Raw genomic sequence first — 18,658 nt, 5'->3', positions numbered from 1 at the left:
GAAGTCGACGGTTTCGCCCTGGAGCAGGCGGCGCCAGATGGTCAGGAACTCATCGGAGGCGTCATAGCGCTCGTCGTGCGTGAGGAACACACCGTCGGCTTCCAGTTCGGTGGCGTCGCCGCCGGGTACGACGTTGAGCAGCAGGCGGCCACCACTGGCCTGGTCCAGGCTGGCAGCCTGGCGCGCCGACGCCGTGGGGTTGCCCAGCGAGGTGCGCAGCGCCACCAGCAGCTTGATGCGCTGGGTCACCGGAACCAGGCTGGCGGCGGTCACCCAGGGATCCAGGCAACTGGCCCCGGTGGGGATCAGCAGGCCATCGTAGCCGAGTTGATCGGCGGCCACGGCGATCTGGCGCATGTAGGCGTTGGTCGCCGGTCGGCCACTGTCGGAGTGTCCCAGGTAACGAGTGTCGCCGGAGGTGGGAAGGAACCAGAAAATATCCAGGCTCATGGGGTTTGATCCTTGTGCGGTTGGGCGTATGGAAGGGCGCATGGGCCCTTCCGGCATCGCAACGCTTGGCGTATTGGGGCGTTGTCGGTCGCCCATGGGGGCGTCGCATCGCCTGGTTTTAGTTTGATCAGATCGACAGTTGCAGCGCCCGATCCGGGCGTGTGTGAATGTCCGGGCGACGTCGGTTGACCACCAACTCGCCAATGGCAATCAGTCGTGCTCGCGTGACGTTGCGACTCAGGCCCAGCAAGCTGGCGGTGCGCACCTGGTTGCAGTGGCAGAAGCGGTAGGCGGCGCGCAGCAGGCTGTCTTCGACCTTCTCGTGGAGGCCGCCCGCCTGTTCTTCGAACAACCGGTGGAACGTGCGCAGCAGTTGTTCGTCGGCGCTCTCGCCGAGGGCGGCCTGCGCTGGTTCCTGGCGCTCGATGCGCAGGGACGACAAGCGCAAGTCGTCTTCCTGCACCAGACCGTTGCGGCACACCAGCAAGGTGTGGTGGATGACGTTCTCCAGTTCGCGGATGTTGCCCGGCCAACTGTAGTCCGCCAGTTTGCGCTCGGCTCCGGCGGTCAGGCGCACTTCGCCGTAGCCCAGGCGGTTGCAGTAGGTCTTGATGAAGTGCCGGGTCAGCGGCAGGATGTCGCCTGGCCGCTCACGCAGCGGAGAGAGTTGCAGGCTGACCACGTCGAGGCGGTAATACAGGTCCTCGCGGAAGTGGCCGGCGCCGATGGCCTTGTCCAGCTGCACGTTGGTGGCAGCGACCACGCGCACGTTGATCGGGATGCTCTTGCGCGAGCCCAGGCGCACCACCTCGCGCTCTTGCAGCACACGCAGCAGCTTGACCTGGATGGCCATTGGCAGGTCGCCGATCTCGTCGAGAAACAATGTGCCGCCGTTGGCTTCCTCGAACCAGCCGGCCTTGGCGGCGAGGGCACCGGTGAAGGCACCTTTCTCGTGGCCGAACAGCTCCGCTTCCACCAGCGACTCGGAAAAAGCCCCGCAGTTGACGGCGACGAAGGGCCCGGCGCGACGGCCGCTGAGGTTGTGGATGTGGCGTGCGACCAGCTCCTTGCCCGTGCCGGTTTCACCAATGATCAGGACGCTGGCCTCGCTGGGGGCGACCTGTTGCACGTGGGCGAGCAGCGCCTGCGATCTAGGGTCTTCGAAGACCTGCGCGGTCGCCCGGATCGAGGTGGCCAGTGTCGGCGAAGGGGGGAGAGTCAGCAGTTGCATGGGCATCCCTATGAGTAGAAGGAGGGGGTGGGCCGCGTTTGGTTCAGCGCCCATTCACCCAGTTCGTGGAGTTTGTAATCCACGGGGTCGTGCAGGCTCTGGGTGCGCAGGTTGCGCCAATGGCGGTCGAGGCGCAGCGAGGCATGGGTGGCGCGGGCGCCGGTGACTTCGAACAGGCGGCTACAGATATCCAGGCCGGTGCGTACGGCGGCGACTTTGGCGGTGGCGATGGACAGCGCCAGTTGGGCGCGTTCCTCGGCACCCAGGGCGTGGCCTTTGTGCCAGGCTTCATCGAGCCGCTCGGCGGCGTGCTCCACCAATAGGCGCACGCTTTCCAGGCCGACCCAGAACTCGCCGTAGTGGCGCAGTACATAAGGGTCTTCGCTGACATGCTGGGCCTTGGAGCGGAACCACGGACGGCCTTCCTTGAGGGTGTACTGGCGGGCCTCTTCCAGTGCGCCTTCGGCGATGCCGAGGAAAATGTGGGAGAAATGCAATTGCGCGATCAACGGGCGCAGGCAGGCGAAAGGCGTGCTCAGGGGACCGGGGTCGAGCAGCAATTCGTTCTCTTCCACGCGCACCCGTTCGAAGGTGGCACTGCCACTGTCGGTCTGGCGTTGGCCCATATTGTCCCAGTCGCCGTGCAGGGTGATGCCGGTGCGGCCACTGGGGATCGCGGCGATCAGCAGTTTGCCGCCAGCGCTTTCGTCGATGGCCGAGGCGATCAGCATTTCCGAGTCGCTGGCACCGGAGCAGAAGCTCTTCTTGCCGGAGAATTCGCGCCAGCCGTCGAAGGTCTTGACCACGGTGCGGGTGTCCAGTGGGTTCAGCGCGTTGCCCCAGAACCAGTTCTTGCGGGCGGTCTGTTCAAACCAGGGTTGCCACTGATCGGGGCGCGAGAACAGGCGCACGGTGGCCAGCATCAGGTGCTGAAAACCGAAGACGTGGGCGATGGAACTGTCCACCTTGGCGAACTCGCGCACCACGCCAAGGGTCTCGCTCCAACTGGCCCCGAGGCCACCGAACTGGGTGGGGATGCTCAAGGCCAGCAAACCGCTCTGGCGTATGGCATCGCGTTGCAGCTTGGGTGTGCCGCCGGCCTCGTCGCGCTCGACGGCGGTTTCGGCGAACTCCGCAGCCAGGCGGCGGGCGGTCTGCAGCGGGGTCAGCACGGTGGGTTGTGGTTGGATTCTCATGCGATGTCCCTCGCAAAAACGCCTTCCAGGCAGATGCAATCGTGATTCATGCGGGCTCCTCAGGCGATCTTGCGCAGGGCGTGCGCCTGGCCGGCAAACAGGCGAGCGGCGCGTGCGGCCGCCAACTCGATGCGCGACTGCAAGGCCGCGCTGACGATGCGGTAGTCGGCGAAATCGGTCTCGCTGGCGTACACGCCGATGGGCAGGGTGAGTGACTGGAAGAAGCTGAACAGCGGGCGCAGCTGGTGATCGAGGACCAGGGCATGGCGTTCGCTGCCACCGGTGGCGGCCAGCAGTACCGGCGTGTTGATCAGGGTGTCCTGGCCGACCAGATCGAACAAATGCTTGAACAGGCCCGGATAGGTGCCGCGATAGACCGGCGCGGCCACCACCAGCAAATCGGCAGACTCGATCAGGCGCAGTTCGTGCTCGACGGTTTCCGGCAATTCCTTGCGCCATAGCGCACCGCCCAGCGGACGGGCGATGTTGCCCAGTTCGATCAGGTGGGTATCGATGACCAAGTGCTGGCCGAGCTCGCCCAGGATGGCTTCGGTCAGTGCCAGGGTGCGCGAGGGGCGGGCGGTACCGCCGGAGACGGCGACGACTTTCAAGGGAGTGCTCATCCTAGGTGTTCCTGTTGGACTGTTGATCGAGGTACATAGGCTTGAGCAAGGGCCGTACCAACGCGAAAAGCCCAGCGTTTACTGGGCTTCGCGGGGATGGGAGGGGGCGGAACTGTTGGTCTGGTGGATGAATTGTTGAATGGCTGTTGCCCAGGCAACAACCGAGCCGCTGTTTCTGGGGCAACAGTCTTCAGTGGCAACAGTCGTCACCCCTATAGGTCGTCCGCCATCGATGCTACAGTCCCGTCTTTCCAGGGGAGAAAGCGTCATGCGGATCGTGTTATTGGCTTTGACGATGGCGCTGCTCGGGGGATGCGCGACGGCCAACGAAACCTTTGGCATGGGGCAGCTTTGCGGCCGTCAGCCTTATTGCGGTGCGGCTACCGATATCGAGATCATCAAGGGCTCGACGAACGACAACGATGTGTATTCACGCGCGCTGGCACCGTTTGCAATCATTGACCTGCCTTTCAGTGTCGTGGCCGATACGTTGATTCTGCCCTATACGATTTTTCATATGAGGCCTGCCGAGGAGTAGGCCTCTCTGAATGATTCGAACCCGCTCCCTCGCCCTGGGGATTCAACCCCCAGCGGAGGAGGAATCCAACGCCGCTGCGCTCTCACCGAATACCTGATCCATCCTTCAGGGTGAATGCACACGCACTTGAAGATGTTCTCCAAGGTACTGGATAAATTCTCGTGCCAACTGTGATGACTCTTCCTGTATGGGAAGCAGCAGCGCAATTTCGTATCTGATCGCTGGTAAAAAGGGTTTCAGGACAAGATGCCGAGTGAAGGACTTACTGACCACTGGATCGACGATCCCCACACCCAGGCCGGCGCCGACCAGTTCGCATGCTGTCGAGAAAAACTCTGTCTCGGCCACCACGTTCCAGGATGATCCATAGGTCGAAAAAGCCATGGCCAACTGCTGATAGACAGGATCTCCCTTGAACAGCGAAACGAACGGTACACCATGCAGGTCTGCCGGGGTAATCACGTCCAACGCTGCGAGAGGGTGACCCATCGGCATCATGCATTGGCACTCATATGAAATCACCTCCATGTTGGAGGTGGGGTAATCGAGCGGCAGTTCGGCGATGGCCAGGTCGAATTGCTGCGTCGTCATCAGCTCCCGGACGGACTGGGAGTTTCGGGTGATAATCTTGAGTTCCAGCCCTGGACGTTCTTTCGCAAACTCGGCCATCAATCGTGGCAGCAGATTGATCGAGATGCTTGCATAGGCAGCCACTGCCAGGTGGCCGCGTTTTCCTGTTCTGATTTCCTTGGCGATGCGATGGGTTTTTTCCACCGCTTCCAGCGCACGCTCAGCCTCGACGAAAAACAGTCGGGCTTCAGGTGTGGGTTGCAGGCGACCGCCCTTGCGCACGAACAGCTTGAGGCCAGTCTCATGCTCCAGATTGGCGATGGTGCTGCTTATGGCCGGTTGGGAGATGTTCAAAAGCTCTGCGGCACGGGTCATCGTGCCGTGGATCATCAAGGTCCTGAAGCACTCAAGCTGACGGATTCGCATGGCTTGCCCTATAAATTCAACTTATACCGAGGCCACTTTATATTATTGGTTTGCGGTTTTGTGCTGTGTTTTCCTTGATGGCAAGTACTCGGCCGTCGGCCTTTAGTCTTGCGAGGAAACAAGAACATGAATGCAGTAGATACCATCCACGGCACAGAGCTGGTCCGTTTGCCTGCCCGGCGAGGTGTTGCGCTCCGGTTGCATCAAGGGCGAACCCTCAAGCTCATCAACACACATGGCAAGCAGGTCGTTGATACTTGGGCGTTCAACCCGGATGATCTTTGCGAAGTCATGTCGATGGAGCACAGTCGACCTTTTTGGTTGAAGCTCAACCCGTGCAAGGGGGACAGCCTGGTGACCAACAAACGCCGGAAAATCCTCACGCTTACGCAAGACAGTTCGCCCGGTGTGCATGACACGCTGGTGGCCGCTTGCGACCCGACGCGTTACGTGCAGTTGGGCGTAGTGGGTCATCACGATAGCTGTAATGAAAATCTCTTTCTGGCTCTGGACGTCCTCGGCCTGGTGGTGACTGAAACCCCGAGTCCCTTGAACCTGTTCATGAACGTGCCGGTTCATCAGGACGGGCGTATCGAGTTCGCCGCGCCGGTCAGTGAGCCTGGGCAGTATGTGTGCCTTACGGCGGAAATGGACGCGATTGTGGTGCTCTCTGCTTGTCCCCAGGACATTACTGCCGTAAATGGAATGGAGCCCCGGGACGTTCACTATTGCATTCTCTGAATCCGCTGCACGTCATACCGTCCAGGTGCCAGGAGACCATCATGCGCAAGATACCCCCTCTGAATTCGGTGCGAGCATTCGAAGCGGTTGCACGCCACCAGAGTTTTTCCGTGGCAGCGAACGAGCTCTCCGTGACAGTCGCCGCGGTCAGTCATCAAGTCCGGCAATTGGAGGACGGGTTGGGACAAAAGCTCCTTGAGCGGGGGCGGACGGTGACCCTCACACCTGCGGGCAAAGCCATCTATCCGCTGTTGCGGGACGGCTTCGATCAGATTGCCCAGGCCTTTGCCCTGTTAAATGGGGCGAAGGAGGGCGATGCGATCCAGGTGTCCACCACGCGTGCATTTGCGGAGCGATGGCTCATGCCGCGCCTGGTGAAGTTCAACGAGATCTATCCGAACATCGTGGTGTCGATCCACGCCTCGGAGAAACTGGTGGATCTGCGTTCCGAGACGATTGATCTGGCGATTCGATATGGTCCAGTCGAGGCCGATGTGCGAGGTCCGGTGCTGTTCGAGGACCGGTACATTGCGGTCGCGGATAAAAGCATCTGTCCAGTCGAACGCATGGCAACGATCGACGATTTTCATAATCGACCACTGCTGGCGTTCAAATGGAAGAATCAGGCTCTCGAAGCTCCCGCGTGGTCAGCCTGGCTGGCCCGGGCCGAGCACGGTGCCTCCCGGGACTTGCGCACCTCCTGGTACAGCGAGGAAACGCTTGCGCTGCATGCGATGGAGCGGGGATTAGGCCCTTTGCTGTGCAGCAACGTATTGATTGACGATGAGCTTCGCTCGGGTCGGATTCGACGGGTGGTGGGGCCGACCTTGGCCGGTTTTACCTACCACCTGATAGAAGATAACCATTGCAATCCTCGCCATAGCCTTTCGTTGTTCAGGGAATGGCTGCTGGGCGAGGCAAAGTCGTTCAGGGAGCACACGCTTGATGAGGTGGCAGGGCATCAAATGGCGCTGACGTCCTGACAACTGAGGCAGATAAGCTCGACTCCATCGTCAGGGCTGCATCGAGCCGTTGATCGTCGTGACCCCGGGTTGTCGAAAACAGGGTCGAGGTGGCAAACCCGGTACTTTCCTTTCCGGATGGGATTGCCACGCCCGACATGTTCAGCCGGCTTCCCCATCGTTGGTTTTGGCGGGGATACGCGGCATCAAGCCGGAGAGAGCTGGCTTTGCCGTGCCTCGATCATTTGCCTGACCAGGACCGGAACGGCATCGAACGCATTCGCGATGGAGGCTTCATGGCGAGCGTCGCCAAATTCCTGGTAGTCGATAGAGATGACATGGGTTTCATTCACGCCCAGGTAATGCGCACAGGTCTGAATGTGCGTGTCCAGATGGTTCATGGCTTCACGAACGCCACCTGGGCCAAATCCAAACTCGCCACGGGAGGATAAAATGACCAGCTTCTTGCCGCTCATGATGGGTTCCAGTGGGTAGTCGCCGCGCTCGAGATCGAAGGTAAAAGTCTTGCCGACCCGAATCACCTTGTCGAACCAGGACTTAAGGGCCGCCGGCATCCCATAGTTGTACATCGGCGTACCGATCACAATGATGTCGGCCCGGTCGATCTCGTCGATCAGTTCATCCGAGAGGCGGATTTCCTCGCGTTTTTCCGGCGTCATGTGTTCTTCGGGGGTAAAAACTGCGGCGATCCAAGCTTCGGTCACGAATGGAGGAGGGTTGCGCCCGACGTCACGGGCGATGATTTGCGCCTTGCCATCACGTTCGACCCAGGCTTGGACAAAAGCCTGGGACAGTTTACGGCTTAGGGAACGGTCGGATCGCGCACTGGCATCAATATGAAGAAGGGTGGTCATTTCATCATTCCTGTTAACCCTGAAGTGGAGTTACTTCAGCGACTGCAACAAATTGGCACGTCCCTCGCCGCTTCGGCTATTGATGTTTGTTTGAAGAGCGTTAAGTAAAACTCAATAAGCGATTTTTATTTGTCGGGTTGGGTTGAAATGCTTTCTGTTTTTGACATGGCGTGGGTATTTCATGTCTGGATGAATGATGGGCTTGAGAAAAGCTTTACCCGGCAATTTTTCTAAAGGGTAGTTTAGTTATGGTCAATTACATAAAGATACAGACCTCGCTTTAATGACCTGGGGCGATTCATGTGTCGCCGGTCAGCGAGGAAAATAATAATGTCAATGCGTGGCGAATCTATAAGAAACTTAACGAACGAGGCCAACTACGATGCGCTGGGCATTGAGCCGGTGCCCGATAGCCATCGTACTTCAACGCCGTTGGACCAGTTCTGGATCTGGGCTGGAGCGAATGTCGCGCCGATCAACTGGGTGCTGGGGGCAATCGGTATCCAGTTGGGTTTGAGCCTGATTGAAACTCTGCTGGTGATTATCGTCGGCAACCTGTTGGGCGCCGCCTTGTTCGGTGCCATCTGCATCATGGGCCACCGCACGGGCGTGCCGCAAATGGTGCTTTCCCGGCTGGCCTTCGGCAGACGCGGCGCCTACCTGCCAACCATAATGCAAATACTGATGCCGATGGGCTGGGTCGCCACCAACACCTGGATAGTCCTGGACCTGGCGATGGCGGCCCTGGAAAAGGTCGGTATCAGCGCAGGCATGGAGCTCAAGTACGGCATCGCCTTGGGCGTCATGGTCATCCAGGTGGGTATCGCAGCCTGGGGCTTCAATGCTATCAAGTGCTTCGAGCGCTACACCATGCCGGTGATCCTACTGATCATGGTCGTGATGACCGGGCTCGCCTTCACTCATGTGGACATCCAATGGCAGGCCTCGACCACCGAGGGCATTGGCAAACTGTCGGCCATGAGCAGCCTGATGACGGCGATCGGGATCGGCTGGGGCATTTCCTGGCTGGTATATGCCTCGGATTACACCCGCTTCACCCAGCGCAAACTCTCCGATGGCCAGGTGTTCCGCTCGACATTCCTCGGCATGTTCCTGCCCACGGTATGGCTGGCCTTTCTTGGCGCTGCCATTGCTTCTGCGGGCGCAGGCTCGGACCCGGCGCAGCTCGTCATTGCGGTGTTCGGAACCATGGCGTTGCCGGTACTTCTGGTGCTGCTGCATGGTCCGGTGGCCACTAACATCGTGGTCATTTATTCGGCGGCACTGGCAACGTTGTCGCTGGATCTGCGAGTGCCACGCTGGGTTGTTTCAACCGTCTCGGGCGTGGTCGCGCTGTTCATCCTCTATCTGTTCCTGCAATCAGGTGAATTCGTGCATACCTTTGAGAACCTGATGGTTTTCTTCGTGGTGTGGATCAGTCCCTGGGCCGGTATCACACTGGTTGATTTCTTCCTGATTCGCCGTGGTCAGCTCGATCTTCAATCGCTTTATTGTCATCACTTGGAAAGTGCCTGCACGGACGTGAATTGGAAAGGCCTGTTTGCACTTGCAGTTGGCGTACTGGCGGCTTGGTTATTCCAAGTAGGCACTATTAAATCACTGCAAGGTCCCCTGGCGATGGCATTGGGCGGTATTGATCTGTCTTGGTTGGCAGGGTTTGCTGTCAGCGGCGGTATTTATTATGTGTTGCACCGATCCCGGCAGGCGGAAGTTGCTCGCTCGTCGGCCATGGCTAAGTAAAAACAATGTTGTTATTCATTAAGCGAGGTTATGCAAATGTCTCACCTTGAACAAACCAATGTATTGGCGGCGTTGAATGGCGGTGCCGAGATCGATGCGTTTCTGGGCAATGTCGTGGAAATCGCGATCGTGACGCGTGACCACAGACGCACCATGGATGGCTTGCTCAAGCTGGGGATCGGCCCGTGGCGGGTCTACACCTTCAGCCCGGAAAACACCCAGAACCAGACTTACCACGGTGAGCCGGCCGACTTTGTACTGAAAGTCTGTTTCGCACAGTCCGGAAACATGGTCTGGGAATTGATGGAACCTGTTTCCGGGCCGACAATCTTCGCCGATTTCCTGGACAAGCATGGCGAAGGCATCCAACACGTCGCGTATGACTGCAACAACATTCCGTTCGAAGATCGCCTCGCTGAACTGGAGCGACGTGGTTTCAAATGCGTTCAGTCAGGTTCTTGGATGGGCGTGAATCATTTCGCGTTCTTTGGTACCGAGGCCGATACCACCACCGTATTTGAAACCTATGCATTTCCTTCCGATTGGGATTATCCGGAACCGGAGTCGTGGTACCCGCCGCGCGCATAAGCCCACGCGGCATCACCTCGGCGCTGATGGCTGTCATGCGCCGAGGTGCTCGCCACCTTGAAATGACATCAGGAGGACAACCTCATGAACAGTGTTCGGATGGATAACATCAGTTGGGTCGAGTACAAGCATCGGGTGCAATCAGGTGTCGTGGTGTTTCTTCCCATCGGCGCAACGGAGCAGCATGGACCTCACTTGCCTTTGGGAACCGACGCCTTACTGGCCAGCGCTATCAGCGAGGATGTTGCCCGGGCAATCGACGGCATCGTCGCCCCGACGTTGTCCTATGGCTATAAATCCCAGCCCAAGTGTGGTGGCGGGCAGCACTTCTGTGGCACAACCAGCGTGGACGGTGCAACCCTGATCGCCATGGTTCGGGATGCCATCCGTGAGTTTCATCGTCACGGTGTGAGGCGGCTGGTGCTGGTGATCGGGCACTATGAAAACCAGTGGTTCGTGACCGAGGGCATAGAGCTGGCAATGCGCGACATTGGCCCGGACAGCGGGCTGGAAGTCATGCGCCTGGAACACTGGGAGTTCGTCAACCCACGGACACTCGACAAGATTTTTGTGGACGGCTTTCCGGGAATCGCCCTGGAACATGCAGCGGTCATCGAAACCTCGATGATGTTGCATTACTACCCAGCGATGGTTGCCCTGGACAAGATTCCTGACCACGGGCCGGCCGAGTTCCCGGTCTATGATATGTACCCCACGCGGATCGAATGGGTGCCTGCCAGCGGGGTTCTGTCCTCTGCGCTGGGGTCCAGCGCCAACAAGGGAAAGCTGTTGGTGACCGATGTCATCAGCGGCATTGTCCAGGCGGTCCAGTCAGAGTTCAGGCTCGATATCCAGCGGCCCGTTGGCCTAGTATGTTGAGCGTTGTTCCATGTTCTCCTCCTGCAGACAGCAGCCGCCCCAGGCGGCTGGCCGACGCATTTTCTTCAGTTCGATTTCCCTTGGGACGATGACGGGGCGGTCGGATGGTGGGCGGTGTGGTGGTTACTCAAACCCCGGCGACAGCCTCGCGAACGAAGTCTTCATAGGTGCGCAGCGGGCGTCCCAGAATCGCCTGGAGCCGTTCCACGGTGCCTTCAGCGGCCTGCATGCCAAACTTCTGGATACCGGACATCATCAGGCGCATGTCATAAGCCAGCCAGGCAGGGCCGTACGCAGCCAATTGTGCTTCGAAGGCAACCACATCGTCACCGCCGTAGGCGACCTCGCGACCCAGGGCGGCGCCCCAGATTTTCGCCACGGCGGTACCGGTCAGTGCGTGCGGGCCGACCAACTCCAGGGTGACCCGATCCAGGGCCGAAGGTGCCTTGTCGCGACGCAGCAACTCGGCAGCGGCGATATCGGCAATGTCCCGGGTATCGATCATCGACACGCCCGCCGAGCCGATCGGCATCGGGTATACCGAGTAATCCTGAATCGTCTGCTGGACCATGAATTCGTTTTGCATGAAGTAAGCCGGGCGCAAGATCGTCGCCGGGATGTCGAGGCTTTCGATCATGCGCTCCACCGTGTGCTTGCCGGTGAAGTGCGGCACGTAGGTGAACTTGTCGGCATGGATCACTGACAGGTAGACGATGCGCTCGATGCCGGCTTCGCGAGCGAGGTTCAAGGCGATGAGGGCTTGCGTCACCTCGTCGGGTGTCACGGCGTTGAGCAGGAACAGCGTACGCACCGATGCCAGTGCGTTGCGCAGCGAAGGGACGTCGGTGAGGTCGGCAACGACTTCAGTGACGCCCACCGGGAAAGTGCCCTTGCCCGGCTGGCGCACCAGGGCTTTGACCTCGGCGCCTGCGCTGGCGAGGCGTTGAATGATGAGTGAACCGAGGGTGCCCGTGGCGCCGGTAACGAGAATGCTCATTTTGAATCTCCTGCAAAGGGTGGGTGAGTCAGAAAGTCCGCCACGACCTTGTCGGCCCGTTGCGATGGACAAACGATAGGGTGTTGCAGGAATAAATCGAAGACACCAGGATGTAGACACTCCGTTGCAAAAGTGGAACACCATGAACCTGAACGCACTGATCGATTTCACCCTCGTGGCCACGAACGAGGGGTTGGGCAAGGCAAGCCGTGCCAGCGGAATATCCAAGGCAACCTTGTCGCGCCGCATCGCCGACCTTGAGGAGCAATTGGGGGTCAGGCTGATCGAGCGCAGCGCCCGCGGCCTGAAGCTCACCGAGGCCGGTGCGCTGCTGATGGCCAGGGCCGAAGGGCCGCTGGCCGAGGTGGCCGAAGCCATGGCAGCGGCGAAGGAGGGCGTATCGACGCCGCGCGGACACTTGCGTGTCGCTGCCCCGGTCCTGTTCTCGCAGCTGGCGATGGGACGCATCGGCGCAGAGTTTTGCGCGGCTTACCCTGACGTCACGATCGACGTCGTTGCGGAGGATCGCGTGGTGGATCTCGTCGAGGAACAATTTGATGTCGCCATCCGGATCAACCCCGGCCCGGACAGCGATTTAGTCGGTCGCTGTTTCGCCAAGGACCGGCTGGTGGTGGTGGCCGCACCTGGACTGCCAATGCCTGCACCCGGGGCCATCCGCTCGGTTCCCGGCATTGTGGCGTCCGGTTTCGAGCCCACCCAATGGGCACTCGATGGCGGCCACTTGGTTCTGGAGCCGGTCCCCAGGCTGCGGTTCTCTTCGTTCCTGATGATCCGCGATGCGGCCATCGCCGGTGGTGGGGCGGCCCTTATCCCGCAGTCGATGGCATGGAACCAACTGGCCAGTGGCGAGTTGGTCCAGTGGGGCACGGTATCGGGGAAAGAAGCCGAACTCTGGGTCCTGCACACGTCCCGACGACTTGCTGCGCCGAAGGTGCGGGCGTTTGTCGGTTTCATGTGTGCCAGGTACCCGGACATGTCCCTGATACTCAAAGGTTAGAAGTTCTTTGCAATACGTAGGGAGGTGCGGGCTGAGCCGGTGAATGGCGCGGCGGCGGTGGAGAAGTACAGCTAAGCTCACGGCCATTGAGAGGGCAGAAATAAGTCCCTCTAGGGATGCCAACATCTCTGGCAAAAGGAGTCGCGAGCCATGAGTGCCGAACAGAGCCGCTATCCCCATGCCACCATTCTGGTGGTTGACGACACGCCTGATAATTTGATGCTGATGACTGATCTGCTCAAGGATCGTTACCGGGTCAAGGCTGCGAACAGTGGTGAGAAAGCCCTGCGAGTGCTCAAAGGTGACTCGTTACCGGACCTGATCCTGCTGGATGTGATGATGCCCGGCCTGTCCGGTCATGAGGTAGCGGACCAACTCAAGCATGATCCGCGTACCTGCGACATTCCTATCATTTTTCTCACCTCCCTGGCGGCGGTCGAGGATGAAGTCCATGGCTTGGAGCTGGGCGCGGTCGACTACATCACCAAGCCGATCAGTCCACCCTTGGTCTTGGCGCGGGTGGATACCCAGCTCAAGCTCAAGGCAGCGGCAGACTTCCTGCGTGATCAGAACGATTACCTGGAGAAAGAGGTGCAGCGGCGTACCCGCGAGGTCATGGCCATCCAGGACGTGACCATCCAGGCCATGGCCTCATTGGCAGAGACTCGCGATAACGAGACTGGCAACCACATCCGCCGGACTCAGCACTACGTGAGGGTCCTGGCCGAGCAGTTGCGCGATCACCCTCGTTTCAGCCATTTCCTCAACGATGACACGATCCGTCTGCTGTTCAAGTCGGCACCGTTGCACGATATCGGCAAGATCGGCATTCCTGACCACATCCTCCTCAAGCCGGGGCGTTTCACCGCCGAGGAGTTCGAGATCATGAAGACCCATACCACGTTGGGGCGCGATGCCATCCAGCGTGCCGAGGACCAGTTGGGTGTCCAAGTGGACTTCCTCAGCCTGGCCAAGGAGATCGCCTACAGTCACCAGGAAAAATGGGACGGCAGCGGATACCCCCAGGCGCTGGCGGGCGACGAAATTCCCATCAGCGCCCGTCTGATGGCGGTAGCGGATGTCTACGACGCCTTGATCAGTCGACGGGTATACAAATTGGGCATGCCCCATGAGGAGGCCGTCGAGATCATCCGACAGGGACGGGGATCACACTTCGATCCAGACATTTGCGATACCTTCCTGGCGAACGTCGAACAGTTCCATGCCATTGCACAGCGTTTCGCCGACAGCGATCAGGACATGGCCAAACAGGCAGCCGCCCTGGAGCGTATTGCCCGTAAACCTTGAGCGAAGTGCTACAAACCGCCTTCGCCAGCCTCTTTGTTATGGATATTGAGGTATGTCATGGTCAGATTACGAATCCTGCTTGAGCGTCTTCCGCTTCTCCACAAGCTGGTCCTCGGCTTTGCCACACTGCTGTTGTTGGTGCTGATCCTGGGCATACAGAGCCTGCGTACCCAGGAGTCGCTTAAACAGGACATGCAGAACCTCTATAGCCAGGAACTGGTGGGCATGGAGCACCTGCACGAAGCCCGAGTGCAGTTGCCGCATCTGATCCAGACACTGCAGCGTGCCGTGGGAACGGACAGCGCCGACGTGCGCATTGAATCGCTACAACAATTGCGCGACACCCAAACCCGACTGCACCGCTCCCTGGCCGAGGCCAAATCAACCCTGAGGCGTTCGGAAAACCTGGCACGCCTCGCCGAGTTCGATGTGCTGCTGCAACAGTTGCAGCGGGAAGGAGAACGAGCCTTTGCAATGATCGATCTGGGCCGCCAGGGCGAGGCGTTGCTGCTGCTCAATAGCAGTCAATTCCAGCGCCTTGACCAGCAGGCCGATGCTCTGTTGAACGCCGTCGCCCAGGTAAAAGAGGCCTCTATCCGCGACACCGCCAAGGAAATTGCCGACTTTGCCGAGCGCAGTTCCACCTTGACCTACATCCTGCTGCTCGGCGGATTGTCGCTGGCGCTGCTGCTGTGCTGGCTGGTCAGCCAATCGATCCGCCACCCGCTCAACCGAGTGCGAGTTGCCGTGGATCAGTTGGCGGCAGGGAAGCTCGACCAACCGATCCCGCATACTGACTTGAACAACGAGACCGGCGACCTGGCGCGGGCCATCGCCAAACTGCAGATCGAATCCCAGCAACTGGAGCGCCAGCGGTCGGTCAAGGCGCAAATCGCCCAGCTCCAAATCGATCTGCAACAGGCGGAGGGCCCCGGCGAACTGGCGCAGGTGTTCTTGCAACACATGGCGAACCTGCTCGGTATTGGTCAGGGCGTTCTCTATGGCGCCCATCAGGACGCCACTCGACTGGTGTTGATGGGCGGCTACGCCACCGATTCCCAGCGGCCTCCGCAAGCGCAGGTCAAGTTCGGCGATGGCCTGTTGGGCCAGTGCGCGGTTGATCGCCAGGCACGTCAGATGCAAGCGCTGCCGGAACAATATTGGCGTCTGCACTCGCAGCTCGGCGAAATTCCGGCCACCTGCCTGCTGCTGCAACCGATTCTGCGGGGCGAGCGACTGTTGGGCGTGCTCGAGCTTGCTGGATTAAAGAGTCTGGATGATGACCAGTCACTGCTGCTTCAGGAAGCCACCCCTCGCTTGGCTGCGGCGATGGCCATCCTGGAGCGTAATCAGGCTGTCCAGGCTCTGTTGGCGGAGACCCGTCGTCAAGCCGATGAAATGGCGGAGCAGGCGCTGCAGTTGGAGCGCCAGGCCCAGGAGCTCGAAGCCCAGCAATCGGCACTGCGCGCCACCGAGGCCTGGTACCGTGGAATCATCGAGGCGGCGCCGGACGGCATGCTGGTGGTGGGCACTGACGGGCGTATCCTGCGGACCAACCAGCAACTGGATCGGTTGTTCGGCTACAGCGCCGGCGAGTTGGTGGGCGAGGCGATCGAGCGTCTGGTGCCGGTCTCGAGCCGCGGGCGCCACGTTGAGTTGCGCAATGGCTTCATGGCCCATGGTGATACTCGACAAATGGGTGCCGGCCTGGAGGACCTGCAGGGTGTGCGCAAGGACGGCAGTCTGTTTTCCGTGGAGATCGGTTTGTCACGCTTGCCTACCCTGGAAGGGCGCGGAATATGTGTGTGCGCCTCGGTACGCGACGTCAGTGAGCGCCGCCAATTGCAGGCGGCGCTCAAGGTCAGCGAGGCACAACTGCGCGCGGTCCTCGACAGCAGTCCGGTGGCGATGCTGATCCGGGACATCGAAGGCCGTCCGACCTACTGCAACCCACAGTTCGAAAAACTGTTCGGCGTGAATATTGCGCAACTCGAGGGCATGGACCCGGGACGTTTCTGGGTCGATCAGCAGGCACACCAGCGCTTTGTCGCTGCGGCGGGGCAGGGCGCGGTGCTGAACTTCGAGGCCACCCTGCAGCGCAGTGAGGGGGAGCGCTTCGATGTGCTGGTTTCGGCGGTGACACTGGAGCAGCGCGAACGGGTCATTTGCGCCAACTGGTATTTCGACATCACCGACCGCAAGGCCGCCGAGGCCGAAGTGCATCTGGCGCGGGAAATTGCCGAGGAAGCGACCCGGGCCAAGAGTGATTTCCTGGCCACCATGAGCCACGAGATCCGCACGCCGATGAACGCCATCATTGGCATGAGCCACTTGGCCCTGCGCACCGACCTGGACCATCGGCAGCGAAACTACATCGAGAAGGTGCACCGCTCGGCGGAGAATCTGTTGGGGATCATCAACGACGTCCTCGATTTCTCCAAGATCGAGGCCGGCAGGATGCATCTCGAATGCATTCCCTTCCACCTGGAGGACGTGCTCGAAGGCTTCGTCAGCATGATTGGCCTGAAGGTTGAGGATAAAGGCCTGGAGCTGTTGTTCAGCACCCCGCCAGGCCTGCCTACCGCGCTGAGGGGGGATCCGTTGCGCCTGGGCCAGGTGCTGATCAACCTGGGTAACAATGCGGCAAAGTTCACCGAGCAAGGCGAGGTCGTGGTGGGCGTGGAGCAAATGGGAGGTTGCGAAGAGCAGGCACAGTTGCATTTCTGGGTGCGTGACAGCGGCATCGGCATGACTCCCGAACAATGCAGCCGGTTGTTCCAGCCGTTTAGCCAGGCGGATAGCTCCACCACGCGCAAGTACGGTGGCACCGGCCTGGGCCTGGCCATTTCCAAGCACTTGGTGGAGCTGATGGGCGGACGTATCTGGGTGGAGAGCGAGCCCGGTCGCGGCTCCATCTTCCATTTCGAGGTGAGCCTCGGCGTGCAGCGCGACGCTCAGCCGCGGCGAATGTTCACCGCCGACGAACTGTTGGGCGTTCGCGTTCTGGTGGTCGACGACAATGCCAGCGCACGCGAGATTCTCTCCAGCATGGCGCGCAGTTTTGGCGTTGAGGTGGATGTGGCGGAGAGCGGGCGGGTGGCGTTGGGGAGGCTGGTCGAGGCGGAGCGCAAGGCATTGGCCTATGACTTGGTGTTGATGGACTGGCGCATGCCCGGCATGGACGGCGTGGAGACGGTGCGGCAGATGCACGCCACCGATCTGATGCGAACACCTTCGGTCATCATGGTCACCGCATTCGGGCGCGAGGAGGCGCGCGAAGAGGCCAGTCGGCACGGTATCCAGTTGCCGGTGGTGCTGACCAAACCGGTGACGCCGTCCACTCTGCTTGAGGCCATCGGCTCCGTGCTCGGCAAGGTCCCCCAGGCCGACACCCGGGCCAGCGAGCGATCCGGGCAGAGCGCCCAGGCGATGTCTAGCCTGCGTGGCGCGCGCCTGCTGCTTGTCGAAGATAACGAACTGAACCGCGAGTTGGCCTGCGAGCTGCTGGAGAGCGCTGGCATCGAGCTGTGCCTGGCTACACACGGCCAAGAGGCGCTTGATCAGTTGGCGCGTGACGCGGATATCGACGGTGTGTTGATGGACTGCCAGATGCCGGTGATGGACGGCTATACCGCAACCCGCATGATTCGCGAGCAGTCGCGTTGGGCCGGGCTGCCCGTGATCGCCATGACGGCCGATGCCATGGCGGGGGACCGCGAGCGGGCCTTGGCTTGCGGTATGAACGACCATATCTCCAAACCGCTGAACGTCGAGGGTATGTTCGCTACGCTGGCCAAGTGGATTCATCCCAAGCCCGGTCGTACCGTCCAGGCAACCGAAGTCTCTCCGTTTCCCGGGGCGGTCGCCGCGGGCCTGCCCGCTGAGCTTGCCGGTATTGATCTGGCGGCCGGCCTCGCCACCAGCATGGGCAAGGTCGAACTCTACCTGCGCCTGCTGCGCAAGTTCCGCGCCAGCCAGAGCGCTTTTCGAAGCGAGTTCCTGCTCGCACGAGACGGTGCAGATTCCTCGGCGGCGACACGACTGGCCCATACCCTGCGGGGCACTGCAGGTAACATCGGTGCCAAGGCCGTCGCGCAGGCTGCCTTCGCCCTGGAGCAGGCTTGCCTGACCGGTGCCCAGGAAGCGGTCGTGACTGATCGACTGTTGGCGGTGGAGCGTTGCCTGAACCCGGTGTTGGCAGGGCTGGCGGGGTTGGCGGAGCCACAGCCATCCAGCGAGTCGCTGCCCGTGTCACTTTCTGATGCCGAGTGGCAGGTGCGGTTGGCCCAAGCTAGGGAGCTGTTGGCCGAGAGTGACACGCAAGCACTGACCGTCCTGCACGAGTTATCGGGGCTGACGTCAGACCCCAGGCTGGCCGAGCAATTACGTCGGGTCGTCCAGTACGCCGATCGCTTCGATTTCGACCAGGCCCTGAAGCTGCTGGAAAACCTGGCCTGATGAGGGCGAAGGGCGCGAGGCGACGGTGTCAGAATCG

General features: G+C 60.4%; 16 protein-coding genes. 9 read left to right on the top strand and 7 right to left on the bottom strand.

Annotated elements, in window-relative coordinates:
• The 4 genes from J4E53_RS09315 to msuE all read right to left on the bottom strand — a co-directional run.
• Positions 1 to 450, bottom strand: a 450-nt coding sequence (locus tag J4E53_RS09315; RefSeq protein ID WP_207268129.1) for an LLM class flavin-dependent oxidoreductase, incomplete at its 3' end; no start/stop codon positions are given.
• Positions 451 to 577: 127 nt separating this feature from the next.
• Complete coding sequence (locus J4E53_RS09310; RefSeq protein WP_103308560.1) at positions 578 to 1,681, bottom strand: sigma-54-dependent Fis family transcriptional regulator; 1,104 nt, start codon at positions 1,679 to 1,681, stop codon at positions 578 to 580.
• A gap of 8 nt (positions 1,682 to 1,689) precedes the next feature.
• Complete coding sequence (locus tag J4E53_RS09305) at positions 1,690 to 2,877, bottom strand: acyl-CoA dehydrogenase family protein (protein ID WP_103308559.1); 1,188 nt, start codon at positions 2,875 to 2,877, stop codon at positions 1,690 to 1,692.
• A 59-nt stretch (positions 2,878 to 2,936) separates the two neighbouring features.
• Positions 2,937 to 3,500, bottom strand: a complete 564-nt coding sequence (gene msuE / locus J4E53_RS09300) for an FMN reductase (protein WP_103308558.1) — start codon at positions 3,498 to 3,500, stop codon at positions 2,937 to 2,939.
• A 139-nt stretch (positions 3,501 to 3,639) separates the two neighbouring features.
• On the opposite strand from msuE, the gene J4E53_RS09295 reads away from it, so the two are divergent.
• Complete coding sequence (locus tag J4E53_RS09295; RefSeq protein ID WP_256587158.1) at positions 3,640 to 4,038, top strand: YceK/YidQ family lipoprotein; 399 nt, start codon at positions 3,640 to 3,642, stop codon at positions 4,036 to 4,038.
• Positions 4,039 to 4,143: 105 nt separating this feature from the next.
• On the opposite strand, the gene J4E53_RS09290 is transcribed toward J4E53_RS09295, so the two are convergent.
• Positions 4,144 to 5,034 (bottom strand): LysR substrate-binding domain-containing protein, encoded by an 891-nt coding sequence (locus J4E53_RS09290; protein WP_103308557.1) that lies wholly within the window; start codon positions 5,032 to 5,034, stop codon positions 4,144 to 4,146.
• A 126-nt stretch (positions 5,035 to 5,160) separates the two neighbouring features.
• Here J4E53_RS09290 and J4E53_RS09285 point away from each other — a divergent pair, with 126 nt between their 5' ends.
• Together J4E53_RS09285 and J4E53_RS09280 are read left to right on the top strand one after the other, a co-directional pair.
• Complete coding sequence (locus J4E53_RS09285) at positions 5,161 to 5,775, top strand: DUF1989 domain-containing protein (RefSeq protein WP_060742767.1); 615 nt, start codon at positions 5,161 to 5,163, stop codon at positions 5,773 to 5,775.
• A 41-nt stretch (positions 5,776 to 5,816) separates the two neighbouring features.
• Positions 5,817 to 6,758, top strand: coding sequence for a LysR family transcriptional regulator (locus J4E53_RS09280; RefSeq protein WP_060742766.1), 942 nt, complete (start codon positions 5,817 to 5,819; stop codon positions 6,756 to 6,758).
• A 185-nt stretch (positions 6,759 to 6,943) separates the two neighbouring features.
• On the opposite strand, the gene J4E53_RS09275 is transcribed toward J4E53_RS09280, so the two are convergent.
• Positions 6,944 to 7,612, bottom strand: coding sequence for an FMN-dependent NADH-azoreductase (locus J4E53_RS09275; protein ID WP_060742765.1), 669 nt, complete (start codon positions 7,610 to 7,612; stop codon positions 6,944 to 6,946).
• 330 nt (positions 7,613 to 7,942) lie between these two features.
• On the opposite strand from J4E53_RS09275, the gene J4E53_RS09270 reads away from it, so the two are divergent.
• From J4E53_RS09270 to J4E53_RS09260, 3 genes are all read left to right on the top strand, one after another.
• Entirely contained in the window at positions 7,943 to 9,373 is a 1,431-nt protein-coding gene (locus tag J4E53_RS09270) for a cytosine permease (protein WP_103308556.1), read from the top strand.
• Positions 9,374 to 9,409: 36 nt separating this feature from the next.
• Positions 9,410 to 9,961: a VOC family protein gene (locus J4E53_RS09265; RefSeq protein WP_225613445.1), complete on the top strand. Its 552-nt coding sequence runs from the start codon at positions 9,410 to 9,412 to the stop codon at positions 9,959 to 9,961.
• Between the two features lie 84 nt (positions 9,962 to 10,045).
• Complete coding sequence (locus J4E53_RS09260; protein WP_103308555.1) at positions 10,046 to 10,840, top strand: creatininase; 795 nt, start codon at positions 10,046 to 10,048, stop codon at positions 10,838 to 10,840.
• Between the two features lie 127 nt (positions 10,841 to 10,967).
• Here J4E53_RS09260 and J4E53_RS09255 read toward each other — a convergent pair whose 3' ends face one another.
• Positions 10,968 to 11,837, bottom strand: coding sequence for an NmrA/HSCARG family protein (locus tag J4E53_RS09255; protein ID WP_103308554.1), 870 nt, complete (start codon positions 11,835 to 11,837; stop codon positions 10,968 to 10,970).
• A gap of 142 nt (positions 11,838 to 11,979) precedes the next feature.
• Between J4E53_RS09255 and J4E53_RS09250 the strand changes: the two genes are divergently transcribed.
• The 3 genes from J4E53_RS09250 to J4E53_RS09240 all read left to right on the top strand — a co-directional run bounded on the left by J4E53_RS09250 (position 11,980) and on the right by J4E53_RS09240 (position 18,621).
• Complete coding sequence (locus J4E53_RS09250; protein ID WP_103308553.1) at positions 11,980 to 12,855, top strand: LysR family transcriptional regulator; 876 nt, start codon at positions 11,980 to 11,982, stop codon at positions 12,853 to 12,855.
• Between the two features lie 150 nt (positions 12,856 to 13,005).
• Positions 13,006 to 14,163 carry an HD-GYP domain-containing protein gene (locus J4E53_RS09245; protein WP_103308552.1) on the top strand — a complete coding sequence of 386 codons (1,158 nt, stop codon included), beginning with the start codon at positions 13,006 to 13,008 and terminating at the stop codon, positions 14,161 to 14,163.
• A 57-nt stretch (positions 14,164 to 14,220) separates the two neighbouring features.
• Positions 14,221 to 18,621 (top strand): response regulator, encoded by a 4,401-nt coding sequence (locus tag J4E53_RS09240; protein ID WP_103308551.1) that lies wholly within the window; start codon positions 14,221 to 14,223, stop codon positions 18,619 to 18,621.
• Positions 18,622 to 18,658: the final 37 nt, after the last annotated feature.

The organism is Pseudomonas sp. FW305-28 (genome assembly GCF_017351395.1).
GTDB lineage: Bacteria > Pseudomonadota > Gammaproteobacteria > Pseudomonadales > Pseudomonadaceae > Aquipseudomonas > Aquipseudomonas fluorescens_AA.
The sequence above is the reverse complement of the archived record's forward strand: the minus strand, read 5'-3'. Positions and strand labels throughout refer to the sequence as shown.

Bases quoted from the DNA above. Each gene is read 5' to 3' on its own strand.
- J4E53_RS09310 (WP_103308560.1), bottom strand. From the start codon at position 1,681: ATGCAACTGCTGACTCTCCCCCCTTCGCCGACACTGGCCACCTCGATC.
- J4E53_RS09305 (WP_103308559.1), bottom strand. From the start codon at position 2,877: ATGAGAATCCAACCACAACCCACCGTGCTGACCCCGCTGCAGACCGCC.
- msuE (WP_103308558.1), bottom strand. From the start codon at position 3,500: ATGAGCACTCCCTTGAAAGTCGTCGCCGTCTCCGGCGGTACCGCCCGC.
- J4E53_RS09295 (WP_256587158.1), top strand. From the start codon at position 3,640: ATGGCTGTTGCCCAGGCAACAACCGAGCCGCTGTTTCTGGGGCAACAG.
- J4E53_RS09290 (WP_103308557.1), bottom strand. From the start codon at position 5,034: ATGCGAATCCGTCAGCTTGAGTGCTTCAGGACCTTGATGATCCACGGC.
- J4E53_RS09285 (WP_060742767.1), top strand. From the start codon at position 5,161: ATGAATGCAGTAGATACCATCCACGGCACAGAGCTGGTCCGTTTGCCT.
- J4E53_RS09280 (WP_060742766.1), top strand. From the start codon at position 5,817: ATGCGCAAGATACCCCCTCTGAATTCGGTGCGAGCATTCGAAGCGGTT.
- J4E53_RS09275 (WP_060742765.1), bottom strand. From the start codon at position 7,612: ATGACCACCCTTCTTCATATTGATGCCAGTGCGCGATCCGACCGTTCC.
- J4E53_RS09270 (WP_103308556.1), top strand. From the start codon at position 7,943: ATGTCAATGCGTGGCGAATCTATAAGAAACTTAACGAACGAGGCCAAC.
- J4E53_RS09265 (WP_225613445.1), top strand. From the start codon at position 9,410: ATGTCTCACCTTGAACAAACCAATGTATTGGCGGCGTTGAATGGCGGT.
- J4E53_RS09260 (WP_103308555.1), top strand. From the start codon at position 10,046: ATGAACAGTGTTCGGATGGATAACATCAGTTGGGTCGAGTACAAGCAT.
- J4E53_RS09255 (WP_103308554.1), bottom strand. From the start codon at position 11,837: ATGAGCATTCTCGTTACCGGCGCCACGGGCACCCTCGGTTCACTCATC.
- J4E53_RS09250 (WP_103308553.1), top strand. From the start codon at position 11,980: ATGAACCTGAACGCACTGATCGATTTCACCCTCGTGGCCACGAACGAG.
- J4E53_RS09245 (WP_103308552.1), top strand. From the start codon at position 13,006: ATGAGTGCCGAACAGAGCCGCTATCCCCATGCCACCATTCTGGTGGTT.
- J4E53_RS09240 (WP_103308551.1), top strand. From the start codon at position 14,221: ATGGTCAGATTACGAATCCTGCTTGAGCGTCTTCCGCTTCTCCACAAG.